10 protein-coding genes and 1 riboswitch are annotated in these 13,064 nt (G+C 39.4%); of the genes, 6 read left to right on the top strand and 4 right to left on the bottom strand.

Going from position 1 to position 13,064, the window contains the following annotated elements; translation table 11 throughout:
* Nucleotides 1-317 precede the first annotated feature (317 nt).
* Both B5D82_RS06675 and B5D82_RS06670 read right to left on the bottom strand, forming a co-directional pair.
* Nucleotides 318-1,931: a sensor histidine kinase gene (locus B5D82_RS06675; protein WP_081150129.1), complete on the bottom strand. Its 1,614-nt coding sequence runs from the start codon at nt 1,929-1,931 to the stop codon at nt 318-320.
* Nucleotides 1,932-2,018: 87 nt separating this feature from the next.
* Nucleotides 2,019-3,068 carry a methyltransferase gene (locus B5D82_RS06670; protein WP_081150127.1) on the bottom strand — a complete coding sequence of 350 codons (1,050 nt, stop codon included), beginning with the start codon at nt 3,066-3,068 and terminating at the stop codon, nt 2,019-2,021.
* Nucleotides 3,069-3,306: 238 nt separating this feature from the next.
* Between B5D82_RS06670 and B5D82_RS06665 the strand changes: the two genes are divergently transcribed.
* The 5 genes from B5D82_RS06665 (at nt 3,307) to B5D82_RS06645 (ending at nt 9,225) form a co-directional block, all read left to right on the top strand.
* Nucleotides 3,307-4,599, top strand: a complete 1,293-nt coding sequence (locus tag B5D82_RS06665) for a DsbA family protein (protein WP_157673851.1) — start codon at nt 3,307-3,309, stop codon at nt 4,597-4,599.
* A gap of 117 nt (nt 4,600-4,716) precedes the next feature.
* Nucleotides 4,717-4,959, top strand: a riboswitch (Lysine riboswitch).
* Nucleotides 4,960-5,039: 80 nt separating this feature from the next.
* Nucleotides 5,040-6,050, top strand: coding sequence for a 4-hydroxy-tetrahydrodipicolinate synthase (gene dapA, locus B5D82_RS06660; RefSeq protein ID WP_081150124.1), 1,011 nt, complete (start codon nt 5,040-5,042; stop codon nt 6,048-6,050).
* Nucleotides 6,047-6,796 carry a 2,3,4,5-tetrahydropyridine-2,6-dicarboxylate N-succinyltransferase gene (locus B5D82_RS06655; protein ID WP_081150122.1) on the top strand — a complete coding sequence of 250 codons (750 nt, stop codon included), beginning with the start codon at nt 6,047-6,049 and terminating at the stop codon, nt 6,794-6,796. Before dapA ends, B5D82_RS06655 begins: the two co-directional genes overlap by 4 nt.
* A gap of 8 nt (nt 6,797-6,804) precedes the next feature.
* The gene (locus B5D82_RS06650; protein ID WP_245807573.1) at nt 6,805-8,058 is read left to right on the top strand and encodes a PLP-dependent decarboxylase; all 1,254 of its coding nucleotides are present in this window, start codon (nt 6,805-6,807) and stop codon (nt 8,056-8,058) included.
* 18 nt (nt 8,059-8,076) lie between these two features.
* A complete protein-coding gene (locus tag B5D82_RS06645) occupies nt 8,077-9,225 on the top strand; it encodes a succinylglutamate desuccinylase/aspartoacylase family protein (protein ID WP_081150120.1) in 1,149 nt (382 codons plus the stop codon).
* A 78-nt stretch (nt 9,226-9,303) separates the two neighbouring features.
* On the opposite strand, the gene yjgA is transcribed toward B5D82_RS06645, so the two are convergent.
* Nucleotides 9,304-9,822 carry a ribosome biogenesis factor YjgA gene (gene yjgA / locus B5D82_RS06640; protein ID WP_081150119.1) on the bottom strand — a complete coding sequence of 173 codons (519 nt, stop codon included), beginning with the start codon at nt 9,820-9,822 and terminating at the stop codon, nt 9,304-9,306.
* Between the two features lie 105 nt (nt 9,823-9,927).
* Here yjgA and pmbA point away from each other — a divergent pair, with 105 nt between their 5' ends.
* Complete coding sequence (gene pmbA, locus B5D82_RS06635; RefSeq protein ID WP_081154365.1) at nt 9,928-11,283, top strand: metalloprotease PmbA; 1,356 nt, start codon at nt 9,928-9,930, stop codon at nt 11,281-11,283.
* 211 nt (nt 11,284-11,494) lie between these two features.
* On the opposite strand, the gene mgtE is transcribed toward pmbA, so the two are convergent.
* Nucleotides 11,495-12,853 carry a magnesium transporter gene (gene mgtE, locus B5D82_RS06630; RefSeq protein ID WP_081150117.1) on the bottom strand — a complete coding sequence of 453 codons (1,359 nt, stop codon included), beginning with the start codon at nt 12,851-12,853 and terminating at the stop codon, nt 11,495-11,497.
* Between the last annotated feature and the right edge of the window lie 211 nt (nt 12,854-13,064).

Here is a 13,064-nt window from a genome sequence, read left to right as displayed (position 1 = left end):
TATCCAGTCCTGTGAAAGTTAATTATTTAAAATTATTAATCCGATTTGTATTATTTATATTAAGCAGCGATAGTTAATATCTTGTCATTATAGACTATATTAAAGTATTAAATATCGGCTAATGTTATAGAAGCTCTAGTTAAAAAACAATCAATAGAAAGCTAATTACTTCATTTATCACCATTTAGCTAAAGCTACTTAATATCTAGTGGTTATTTGGAGGTCAATTATTTATGACCTATTAAGCCCTTAGCAGGGTAAGATTTTTACTTTCGATATAATTAATATCAACATATTGCTAATAGCGAAATGAAGGCCTAGCTAATAGGGAAGTTGATTTCAATACTTACGCCTTGACCTGTTTCGCTGCTTAAGACTATTGAGCCACCAAGTGCTTGAGTAACAAGATTGTAAACTAAATGCATACCTAAACCACTGCCACCTTCGCCGCGTTTTGTTGTCGTAAATGGCTCAAAAACTTTATGTTTTATTGACTCATCAACTCCGACGCCGTCATCTTTAAAGAGTATATTTAGCTGGTTGCTCAGCGACATAACCGTAATTGAAATCTGACCCGTTTCTTTACCTTCAAAACCGTGAATAATGGAATTCATAATTAAATTGATCAGAATTTGATTGATAGGGCCTGGTTTACTTTTAACGGTTAAATCATCAGGGCAATCAATTTTAATAATGTAAGGTAGATTATCTAGTTGAGGCCTTAAGGTGAGCAAAACTTCTCTTAAAAGTTCTTTAACGTCAAAAATACGTATATCTTCACTTGATTGGTCTACGGCAACCTTTTTAAAGCTAGATATAAGGTCAGCAGCGCGATTTAGATTTCGATAGATGATGGCTATATTTTCGCCACTGTCATGCAAAAACTTTTTTAATTGACTAGATTTTAAGGTTTTATGCTCAAAAGCACTTTTAATTTCATTTAATCTATCAGCTAGCAGAGTTGATGCCGTTACCCCTAAGCCTATCGGTGTATTTACTTCATGCGCAACGCCAGCAACCATATCTCCGAGCGAAGCCATTTTTTCACTTTCAACCAAGTGGCTTTGAAATTGATGGAGTTTCTCTAAAGTAGAAAGTAACTCTTGGTTTGATTCTTTAAGTGCCTCGGTGCGTTTGTTAATTTTATTTTCTAACTCTTGTGAGTGCTCTAGACTTTGTTGTTCAGCTGAATCTAATTGTGCTAAACGTTTTTCCATACGAACAAATAAAATATTAATATTGCGCGCTAAAATATCAGCTTCACGATATGGCATATCTTGACATCGTTGCTGAAAGTTTCTTTGTCGTGCGGCAAGTTGAACGGTGTTAGCTAATGCTATAAATGGTGCGCTAATATAGCGTTCAAGTTTCAGTGCTATTATCACGGCAAGTAAACATATAATAAGAAATATAATAATGCTCGTGATCAATGAGTTATTGGTAATCTGTGTTATATGCTCAATACTGCTCTGGAGATAAATATAACCAATAATTTCATTTTTGACTTTAATGGGTTGCATGTACTCAAGGTATTTTTCTTTAAACTTAGGTGTCTGCAAGTTAATTATTTCGTTAGATTTTTCCAAAATAGCCGTACGTTGCAGATTACGCTTGTAGCTATAAAAAAGATTAAGCTTACCTGATTCTCTATCTAATTGATAAATATGTGTATAACTTAAATTAGGGATGTGTTTTGGTAATGAAAAATTATCATCTAGTGCATTTCGTTCTGAGTTAACTAAATAGAGTAAACTCTCATCGGCCAAAATATTGGCCCAATGCTCTATTTGTTCGGCTGCACTGTCATGGTAAGTTTGGTTAAATTGTTGGGTGATTATTGAGATGCTCAATATAGATAAAATTGAGAAAGCGCTGAAGATCGAGATCAAGAAGATACGACGGATAGACCAAATAGGCTGGATTGTTGGCATACAATTCTGAACTCAATTGATTGTGGCTATAAAATGATTGTAGAAAACCTTATTGATTTCAACAATCATTTTGTCTTAGTTAAACTTTTAATTTTTACCATTAAGATAACACTGATAAACAGCAAAGCCTTTCTTAATTACTAAAGTTTTTGTTTTACCGATAGCTTTTTCCATTATGGGTAAGTATTTCAAGAAGCTATTCGCGACAATGGTAACACATGCTTTAGCCGTTAAATTCTGCTTAATTTCAGTTAAAAATTGCTCAGTCGCGGCATAATTTGTTTTTACACCTTGATGAAATGGTGGGTTGGATATCACAAAATCATAGCGCTCATGTACATCAGATAAACTATTTGACGCGATATATTGCCCCGTTAACTGGTTTAAACTTAGTGTAGTTTGTGCAGAGTGCAATGCTAAAGCACTGACATCAACTAAGGTGAGTTTAGTTTGTGGATAGACTGTACCTATGTATGCAGCGATAACACCTGCACCACAGCCGAAATCTAAAACTTTACCCGTTATAATGTCAGGCAAGTGGGCTAATAAAATTTCTGTGCCGGTGTCTAATGCGTTTTGACTAAATACGCCGGGTAATGCGGCAATTTTTAAGGTTTTTTCTTGTACTTGTATTGGGTAATATTTATAGAATTTTTCCAGTTCAAAGCGAGGCAAAGTAGACTTGAACTCACCAATAAACATTAAGCAATGGCGGGCAGAATCAACTTTGTTGCAATACGCTAGGTAGTCAGCCCCAAGTTTATCGGCCGACTTTACGCCACCTTTATTTTCACCCACAATAACTATAGTTGCATCATCTGCCATTGAATCGGCCAGCATGGCTAAGGTAAAGCTAAATTCAGCCTTACTTTTTGGGAAATGAATGATAGCCATGTCGTGTTTAGTTTTGGCGACATACTCCACAGAAAAGTGTGTTCGTAACCGAACATTTTTTAATTGCTGACAAGCTTTATATTCAGCATAATTTGTATGGTAACTATCAATGTTAGCAGCGCTATGCTGGCTTAAGTATTGGGCAATAAAACCGTCGTCTGCAATATTGACTAAAAGAGGTCTTGTTGCCGTTAATGCCTCAAGATTGCGTATCAATAGTTGGTTAATGTTACTTATTGCCATGAGAATACCTAAGGTTTTGAAAAATATTATTAATTTACAGTAGCTTATTAGTATAAATGAAAACCCAATAAGTACCGTTAATTTTTTAATTAAAAGGGGTATAAATGAATTAACTCACTTAATGATAATTCATTTATACAGCTGATATTAATATGTCATAATGCGCGCATTCTACGCGAATTAAATTATCTCGCCATCATTAGTCCACAGGGAATTAACTATTTTTAAGAAAATGTTATTGCGACTAAAAATAAAATGGCTGCATAGTCAACTTAGAGCAAAAGTATTGATTTTTCGCTATTTTTTGATTGGACAATTTTTGGGTAAAAAAGCTCAAGCAGAAGTTTATCTGTCACTTAATGATCCACATAGTTTTATGTTAGTGCAAATGTTATCTCGGTTAGCAAAAAACTATCGATTAGATTTTAAAGTACTATTTATTTGGGGAACTTTACCTGGTGTTACGATCTGTCCAAAGCTTTATCGTCAATGGGCGATTAAAGACGCAAATTTAATCGCAGAACAGTATCAATTGGTTAATATTTCCGCGGAACCTTCATCGGCATCGTTAACGACTGGCCAACAAACATGGCAGTTGCTGGTGAACAACATTAAAAATGCCGAACAAATATTCATAAATACATGGGGTAATCATTACCGCGAACACTTTCAAACATCTACCCCTACGATTAACCATCAAGTTAAAAATCAAACTCGTTTAAAAGAAAAAGGGCATTATGCCCCAGCAAGTATTAGTTTTGCTGGTAGTTGGTTTGTCGGTATTGATCGTTTATATCATTTTGAAAGCATGTTACAAAAATTTGCTCTTTTAGATGATGTTACTGAAGATTTTACGGCAAAAAATCAGCTGAATAACATTGTTACGCCACGAAATTACCCTCATAAAGTAGTCAACATTAAAGCCGCGAAGACACCTACTGTAGCGACTGAGCCTTTAGTGATATATTTATCCTTACGCAGCCCTTATTCTTATTTGGGTTTTGTGCAGGCCGTTAATCTAGCAGAGCGTCAACAGATAGAGTTAATCATAAGACCTATATTGCCACTATTGATGCGCGGCGAGTCTATTCCAATGGTTAAGCAAAAATACATCTACCTTGATGCGGTGCGTGAAGCTAAAAAACTGGGTATTGAGTTTAATGGATTTACAGATCCATTAGGTGATGGTGTTATTAACGCATATCGCTTATTTGCTTGGGCACAACAGCAAGGCAAGGCTGTTGAGTATATCTTGGCTTGCTTCCAAGCAATTTATGTTGATGGTATCGACTTAGCTAATCCAGAGAATGTGGAGACTATTTTTAAAAAATTAGCTTTAGATGTTGATGATGCGAGTATTTATCAGGAGCAGCATGACTGGCAACAATGGGCGGATATCAACCAAGTTGAATTGACCAAGTTAAATTTATGGGGTGTGCCTTGTTTTAGTTATGGCGGTTATAGCTATTGGGGTCAAGATCGTATTTTTGAATTAGAAAAAGAAATAAATATATTTAGAACAGCAGGTTAATGTTAATTGTCAATATACGTATAGACGTCTATTGACTGTGCTTATATTTAAATGTTTTAATATTGCAGTCCCTTATTCCAGTGAAATTAATCGTAAAAAATTAATGACCACAAATATAGGGCCAGAAGAGGAGCGTTAACCAGGTAGTTATTGTGAAGAGATCAAACTCTATTGAGCAATAATGAGGGGGTTTAACGCCGAGGTAATTGTAAATTTGATAATACAATTGCCGGTTGTTTTAGCTTTATCGTCGTTAAACATCGATTAAGCATTATACCAAACGGATCTATAGTTTTATTCGCTTGGTATTAGGTTGAATCCTAGCAACTGTCACCTATTAGGTGGAGAGCTTCTGGCCTTTGTAAAGGCCAAGTTTCGTCCTTGAAATTTTGCCTCTACAAGCGCCTAAAAGTTCTCCGAACGACAAGAGTTCGAGAGAAATGAATCAAAAAAAATCGATAGAAAATCAGCTGTTCACAGATCGACCATTGGTCTGGACCGCATTGATCACGCCATTATTTGCTAATGACGAAATTGATTATGTCAGTTTGCGTAATCTAGTGTTACAACAAAACGCAGCTCACAATGGCATTTTATTATTGGGAAGCACAGGTGAAGGCTTAGCACTGACCGCGCAAGAGCATTTAAGTATTGTAAAATACGTTTGTGCTATGACTTTACAGGTGCCATTAATGGTTGCTGTTGGCGGGTATAACCTCAACGAGCAACTTGCCTGGATTGAAGAATGCAACCAACTGCCGATAAATGCTTATTTACTTGCTAGCCCCATTTATGCCAAGCCGGGTCCAGTAGGGCAAACGCTATGGTTTAAAAGTCTACTTGATGCCGCAAACTTTCCTTGTATGCTTTATAACGTTCCTTCGCGCAGTAGCGTTGAAATTACGATTACAGCCCTGCAACAAGTGCAAAACCATAAAAATTGTTGGGCGCTAAAAGAAGCCAGTGGCGATCTCCATAAACTACTCGCCTACAAAGAGCATTGTCCTAGCATTGATTTGTATAGTGGTGAAGATGCCATGATGCCTTATCTTGCCGGCGCCGGCGTGAAAGGTCTAGTGTCTGTTAGCTCAAACGTTTGGCCTGAGGCAAGCAGACAATATGTCGCTATGGCTTTAGCTCACCAAAATGTAAGCCTTTTTCCGCTCTGGCATAAAGCTATAACGGCATTATTTCAAGTGGCCAACCCCATACCGGTAAAAGTTTTAATGGCCGAACTTAACATGATTAGTTCTGCGAAACTTCGTTTACCGTTATGCCAAGAAGAGATTTCAGCACAACACGGCTTACTCGATACCCATCGACAAATTCAACAATGGCTAGAAAACAACAGTAACAATCCTTTAGCTCAACATTATGCTTCAACTAGCACTCTCAGTGCTGAAAATTTTCACTCTGTAACTACAACTAACTTACGAGACATAAACTCATGACATGGCAGCAAACATTAACAGATTTAGAAACCGGTAAAACTCGCGCAGCACAGCAAAATAGCGAGGGTACTTGGCAAGTTAATACTGAAGTAAAGCAGGCAATTCTAGCGGCATTTAAAGCGGGAGAAAATATCGAATTTGATGGTGCTTATCGTGGCTTTGTTGATAAGCATAATTTACCTGCTCGTGAATTTACCGTTGCCGATAAAGTCAGAATGGTACCGGGTGGTTCATCAGTTCGCCGTGGTGCTTACGTAGCACCGGGCGTTATTATTATGCCACCAGCCTACATCAATGTTGGCGCCTTTGTTGATAGCGGCACTATGGTTGATAGTCATGCGTTGATTGGATCGTGCGCGCAAATTGGCAAAAATGTCCATGTTTCTGCTGCGGTACAAATAGGTGGTGTACTTGAGCCTATTGGTGCTAGCCCAGTGATTATTGAAGATAATGCATTTTTAAGTGCTGGCGTTATTATTGTTGAAGGAATTGTAGTGAAAAAAGGCGCGGTTTTAGCACCGGGAGTTTCGCTGTCAGCGTCGGTACCAGTTTATGACTGTGTCAATAATGTCATATTAGCAAAAGGTGCTGATATTCCTGAAAATGCCGTAGTTGTGCCGGGCACTCGTCCTGTCGCTGGCGATTGGGCTGAGCAGCATGGACTGAATATGGCTTGTGCGTTAATTGTTAAGTACCGTGATGAAAAAAGTAATGCGGCGTTAGAACTTGAATCTGTGCTGCGCTAGGAACAAAAATGACTGCAATGTTAAATAGACCAAACTGGCTTAGGCCTGCATTACTTGAACCGCTATTGGCGCATCAGGAACGACTAAATAATCGTAATGACGTTGAACAAGATGAAGACGGTTATTTTCTTTATGATCTCGACTATCTTGAGCAACATTTATCGAGTTTGATGCAACAAGACGTGATTAAACTTTGGTTTGCTGTCAAGGCAAATCCCTTGTCAAGGGTGATCAAAACTTTAGCGCAGCAAGGTTTTAATTTTGATGTTGCAAGTCAAGGCGAGCTAACACAAGTATTAGCACAAGATGTTCCAGCCGATCGTATTCTTAATACTGGCCCAGCTAAATCGAAGCGGCAAATAAAAGCCTTTCTAGAGCAAGGCGTGCGCACTTTTGTGGTGGAGAGTTTGAACCAGTTACAATGGCTTAATGACGCCGCTAGCGAGTTATCTTGCCAACCTCAAGTGTTACTGCGCGTGCAGTTGCAATGGGAGGAGGGAGAGAAAAACCCTTTAGGGGGTAACGAAGTTACTGCTTTTGGCTTATCTTGCCAAGCGTGGCAAACGATAAAAGTAAGTGATTTCCCAGCATTAAATATCAATGGTCTACATATTTTCCAATGGGGAAACATGCTCAGCAATGAGCGTATGTTTGAGCTTTGGTCACAAATGGTATCGCCTTTGTTGTCATTGGCGGAACAATTAGGAATGACCTTAGAGGTATTAGATTTAGGTGGCGGTTTAGGTGTTGATTACCTGCAAACTGGAAAAGGGTTACGATGGGAAAAGATTGTTGCCGACTTAGCCAAAATAAAAGCGCGGGCCGGCGTTAGCGAGCTCTGGTTAGAGCTTGGCCGATTTGCGGTGGCTGAAATGGGGTATTACGTAACCTCAGTTGTTGACCGTAAAGAAAATTTTCAACACCAACAATTGGTGCTAGCGGGGGGTATTAATCATTTAATTCGACCTGCCATTACAGAACAGCCATTTCCAGTGACGATGATTAGAGAATCAGCAGCAAGCCCTGTGTATTTTGATCTCCATGGGCCATTGTGTACCAGTTTAGATAAATTGGGCACCTTGGCGATAGCCAGTGATGTTGCAGTTGATGATCAATTAATATTTGGTTTAGCGGGTGCTTATGGTTTTACCGAAAGTATGCCATTTTTTCTTTGTCATCAAATCGCGGCAGAATATGTTCTGCAGCAAGGAAAAATTGAACAAGTACGATCAGCTCAGCCTGCTTCATGGTATTTACGCTAAGGCTTAATAAGGTTATTTATGAATTTAATTAGTAAAGAAGTGATGCATGTCGGTGAAATGGCTAGTGGAGCAGCGCTTACCGTGCCCGTTTACCGTATTAAGGGTAAACAACAAGGGCCTGATGTTTACATACAAGCCAATATGCATGGTGCAGAAGTGCAAGGCAATGCGGTTATTTTTCAGTTGTTAGAGCAATTAAAAACTATTGAATTAAATGGCAGTATTACCCTTGTACCATATGCTAACCCTGTGGGTTGTAATCATAAAAACGGTGAGTATACCTTAGGTCGATTTGATCCCATTACCGGTGTGAACTGGAATCGCATGTATCATTTTGACGAAAGTATTATTGAGCCCTTTGCAAAAGCGCATTTAACCGATTCAATAGTTGAAATCGAGCGTGCTTTTAAAGCCTTGATGGTCGAGCAAATATCGCAAAAGCTTAATCACAATATCTATGGTATTACTACCGGACAGCGTATCGCGTATCAGCTGCAACGACTAGCTCATCAGGCTGATCTTGTTTTAGATCTACACACAGGGCCAATTTCTAGTAAGCACTTATATTGCCCAGACTATGCCCGAGCCAGTGCTGAGTATTTTGATATTCCACATGTTTTATTTATCCCTAATGGTTTTGATGGCGCCTTAGATGAAGCGACATTTTGTCCTTGGTGGTATTTACAACTGAAATTTGCTGAACTAGGTCGAGACTTTCCGATAACGAAAACTGCTACTAATCAAGGCAAAGATGCGGTGATAAAAGAAAGCTTTACTGTTGAGTTGGGTTCGCAAGAACAGATTGATTTAGACGTTGCGCATGAAGATGCTTTAGGTATTTTAAGCTATTTACAATACCAAGGGGTTATCAATAGCAATGACTTCCATCCAAAAACCATGGTTCGATATAGTTGTATGTTAGAAGACTACAAGGCGCTTTATTCTCCAATGGGAGGCATGGTAGATTATTTAGCTGAGTTTGGTCAGCCTCTCGCAGCTGGAGAGCCTTTGGCACGTATACTTCGCATGGACAATTATGGTGATGGTGATCCACTGCACTATATCAGCCTAGAGGATGATGTTATTCCAATTCTACATTTTGCATCGGCGAGTGTGAATCAAGGCACAGAGCTTTATAAAGTATTTAGTAAATACAGTATTTTATAATCTCAGGTTCTGAAAACAAAAGTGCCTTGATTTATGATGAAATCAAGGCACTTTTTTGTCGCATGTATTAGAATTTAGTTAAAAAACTACGTGCTCTTTTAAGTAGGCAAATAAATCTCGGTAATGTTTACCAACCTTTTCAGCGCTATGTTCTTTTTTTGCCTGGCGAACTAACTGTCGCAGCTTTTGTCTTTCCATGCCTTCACATTCGGCTAATAATGCTTCAATGGTCTCATTACCATTGGCGATAAGGTCATCACGCATTTTTTCTAGTTTTTCAAATTTAACTGACTCTTGCTGATGTTTATTCGCCATAACATCCATAGCTTGTTTAATCGGTTCAAGATCGGTTTCAGCCAATATTTTTGCAATATGACGCACATGTCGACGTAACGCCTCATGTTTATTGGTGATTTTATCCGCCAGCAACATGGCAGCTTTTAGATCATCAGTCAGCGGTAATTTACTGCGTTGATGCTTCGACATTTTGACTATAACCAGGCCAAAATCTTGCAGTCGATGCATTTCTCGTTTTATTTCCGATTTACTCAGTAATTCTTCTTCTAATTCATCGATATCGTTGGCAGAGTGGGGCATAATGTTAAGTAATCAAGTGATAATTACCTATAGTATACAACAAAGCAGGAGCAGCAAAAACATTCCTGTTGTTTGTATCGATAAAATATGAGAAATAATTTACCCATGAGCGATTCAGAAAGTATCCAAATGCAAATAGAACATGTTAAAAAACGTGTTAATGACGCCATGACTATGGCTAAAACACTTGGAGCCGATGGTGCTGAAGTTGCGATGAGCCGCCAACAAGGGCTTAGTGTCAGTACTCGCATGGGCGAAGTTGAAAACGTTGAGTTTACTAATGATGGTGGACTAGGTATTACGGTTTATAAAGACGGTCGTAAAGGTAGTGCTTCGACGGCCGACTTATCTGAGAAAGCCTTAAAACAAGCAATAGAAGCCGCAGTAAATATTGCTAAGTATACGTCTGTTGATGAATGCTCAGGCATGGCGGATAAAGATAGACTTGCGATGGCACCTGAAGATTTAGATTTATATCATCCTAAGGCATTAACCACAGAGCAAGCGATAAGCTTAGCGAAAGCATGTGAAGACACCGCGCTTGGCTATGATAAACGTATTACTAATTCAGATGGCGCTACGTTAGCAAGCTTTGAAGGCTTTAAAGTCTACGGCAATACCCATGGTCAGTTAGTGGGTTACCCGAGTACTCGTCACAGTTTAAGTTGTGTGATGATTGCTAACGAAGGTGACGACATGCAGCGCGATTATGCTTATACCGTTAGTCGTGAATTCGATGCGATGGAAAGTGCCGCTAAAATAGGACAACAAGCCTCTATTGAAGCTTTGTCGCGTTTAGGTGCTCGAAAGTTATCGACCACTAAAGTGCCGGTCATGTTTCGTGCAGATATCGCTAACACTTTGTTTGGTCATTTTATTGCGGCCATTAGTGGTGGAAATTTATATAGAAAATCATCTTTTTTAATGGATTCGATTGGCAAGCAAGTTTTTCCTGAATTTTTAAGCATCAGTGAACGTCCGCATTTGAAAAAAGCGTTAGCAAGTAGTGCTTTCGATGCAGAGGGTGTTGCCACGGTTGATCGTGAAATAATTACGGATGGTAGCTTAGCCACTTATCTTTTAACAAGTTATTCAGCACGCAAGATGGGACTGAAAACAACCGGTCATGCGGGCGGCATTCATAATTGGCAACTCGGTATGAAAGAGTCAGGCCAAGGTGGCGATTTTGATGCCATGTTAAAAACCTTAGGTACGGGTTTATTAGTGACTGAATTGATGGGCCAAGGCGTCAACGTTGTAACGGGTGATTATTCTCGCGGCGCAGCAGGCTTCTGGGTTGAAAATGGCGAAATAGCTTACCCAGTTGATGAGATTACCATTGCCGGTAAGTTACAGGATATATTCTCTGGTATTGTCGCCATTGGTAACGATACTGATATGAGAGGTAGTATTCGCACGGGTTCTATTATTGTTAACGAAATGCAAATTGCAGGCAGTTAAGCGATTAAAGTTTGAAGTTAATAGCTGTCAGCCGTCAGAAAAAACAAGTGAACAGAAGCTCGTTTTAGTTATTTACTGACAGCTTTAACCTGAAAGCTAATCGCTATGTAGTTTTAGTTATTTTCTGATAGCTTTAACCTGAAAGCTAATCGCGGTGTAGTTTTAGTTATTTTCTGACAGCTTTAAACTGAAAGCTTATCGCTATGGTCTATTACCCTAGCATCAAGGTTGCTGTACCTAAAAAGGCGAATATGCCGACAACATCTGTAACGGTTGTTAGGATAACGCTGCCTGCTAAAGCGGGATCTATGTTCATCTTTTTCAACATTAATGGCACAGTAACACCGGCAATGCCGGCAGCGGTCATATTCATTAACATGGCAAAAGCGATGATGGCACCTAGCATGAGGTTTTGCTGCCATATAGCAACGACTGAGGCAATTAATATCGCCCAAATCAAGCCATTAAAAAAGCCAATGGCCAATTCTTTGTATAGTAAAATTCGCGAGTTACTTTCACCAATATGACCTAAGGCCATACCTCGAATAACTAAGGTTAAGGTTTGATTTCCAGCTACGCCGCCCATACTAGGGACCAATGAGTTTAATACGGCTAAAATAGCTAGCTGATTTAAAATACCTTCAAACATACTGGATACAGCAACAGCCATAAGTGCTGTAATTAAGTTTACGCCTAACCAGATAGAGCGTCGCTGCGTACTTTTCAATACTGGCGCGAAGGTATCGGCTTCGTCGTCTAGACCCGCCATACTCATCATGGAATGCTCTGCTTCTTCACGAATAATATCGACGACATCATCGATAGTAATACGACCTAAAAGTCGGCCTTCATGATCGATAACCGGAGCCGAAAACCAATCGTAGCGTTCAAATAATTTCGCGACATCAGTTTCGTTCATATCAGCGTTAATAGCCTCGATGTCTTTATCGATTAGGCTCGAAATAATTGTTTCTGCTTTGGCAGTAACAATGGCTGATAATGAAACAGCACCAATAAAGTGATCTGCTCTGTCGACCACATAAAATGAGTCAGTTGCTTCGGGTAATTCTCCGCGCAAGCGTAAATAACGTAAAACTACATCCACCGTCACATCAGGACGAATAGAGATAGTATCGGTATTCATGATACCGCCGGCCGTGTCTTCCTCGAATGAAAGTGCTGCTTCTACACGGCTGCGATCTTGCCCGTCCATCGCATTAAGCACTTCCTGATAAACACTGTCAGGTAATGTTCTGAAAACTTCGGCTAAATCATCAACATCCATGCCTTCTGCAACAGCAGCAAGCTTCGCGGGATTAATGTTTTTCAGAATACCTTTTCGAACTTCTTCGTTTAGCTCTTCAAGCACATCACCGTGATGATCTGCGTCAATCAGCTGCCAAAGCGCGACACGGCTTTTGGTTGGGGATGACTCTAAGAGTAAAGCAAGATCATAAGCGGGCATGTCTTGCAAAAGTTTGCGGACATAGACAAACATACCACTATCGAGGGCATCGTTAACCTGCTGAAGGCGCTGGTGGCTGTATTCTTGTTCAGAAACTTCCGGCATATTCTTACCTTTTGCCGTTGCAAAACGAAAACTAAAAGTTACCAGGGATTGTTGAACTTACTTTGTAGTCGATGGTTTGATATGTTGACCCAGCAAAATACAAGAAATGATGCTAGCTAAATCAGCGTGTGAGCACGCGGTATCAACTTCAAACTAACGCTACCTTTGGGATTATTGAAAGTTATTTTACCTGATGTAAACTTTAACCCAG

It is taken from the genome of Cognaticolwellia beringensis, assembly GCF_002076895.1.
GTDB lineage: Bacteria > Pseudomonadota > Gammaproteobacteria > Enterobacterales > Alteromonadaceae > Cognaticolwellia > Cognaticolwellia beringensis.
Note: the sequence above shows the minus strand (reverse complement) of the source record. Positions and strands in the feature narration are given on the sequence as shown.

Coding starts and splice junctions, on each gene's coding strand:
- B5D82_RS06675 (WP_081150129.1), bottom strand. CDS start 1,931: ATGCCAACAATCCAGCCTATTTGGTCTATCCGTCGTATCTTCTTGATC.
- B5D82_RS06670 (WP_081150127.1), bottom strand. CDS start 3,068: ATGGCAATAAGTAACATTAACCAACTATTGATACGCAATCTTGAGGCA.
- dapA (WP_081150124.1), top strand. CDS start 5,040: ATGAATCAAAAAAAATCGATAGAAAATCAGCTGTTCACAGATCGACCA.
- B5D82_RS06655 (WP_081150122.1), top strand. CDS start 6,047: ATGACATGGCAGCAAACATTAACAGATTTAGAAACCGGTAAAACTCGC.
- B5D82_RS06650 (WP_245807573.1), top strand. CDS start 6,805: ATGACTGCAATGTTAAATAGACCAAACTGGCTTAGGCCTGCATTACTT.
- B5D82_RS06645 (WP_081150120.1), top strand. CDS start 8,077: ATGAATTTAATTAGTAAAGAAGTGATGCATGTCGGTGAAATGGCTAGT.
- yjgA (WP_081150119.1), bottom strand. CDS start 9,822: ATGCCCCACTCTGCCAACGATATCGATGAATTAGAAGAAGAATTACTG.
- pmbA (WP_081154365.1), top strand. CDS start 9,928: ATGAGCGATTCAGAAAGTATCCAAATGCAAATAGAACATGTTAAAAAA.
- mgtE (WP_081150117.1), bottom strand. CDS start 12,853: ATGCCGGAAGTTTCTGAACAAGAATACAGCCACCAGCGCCTTCAGCAG.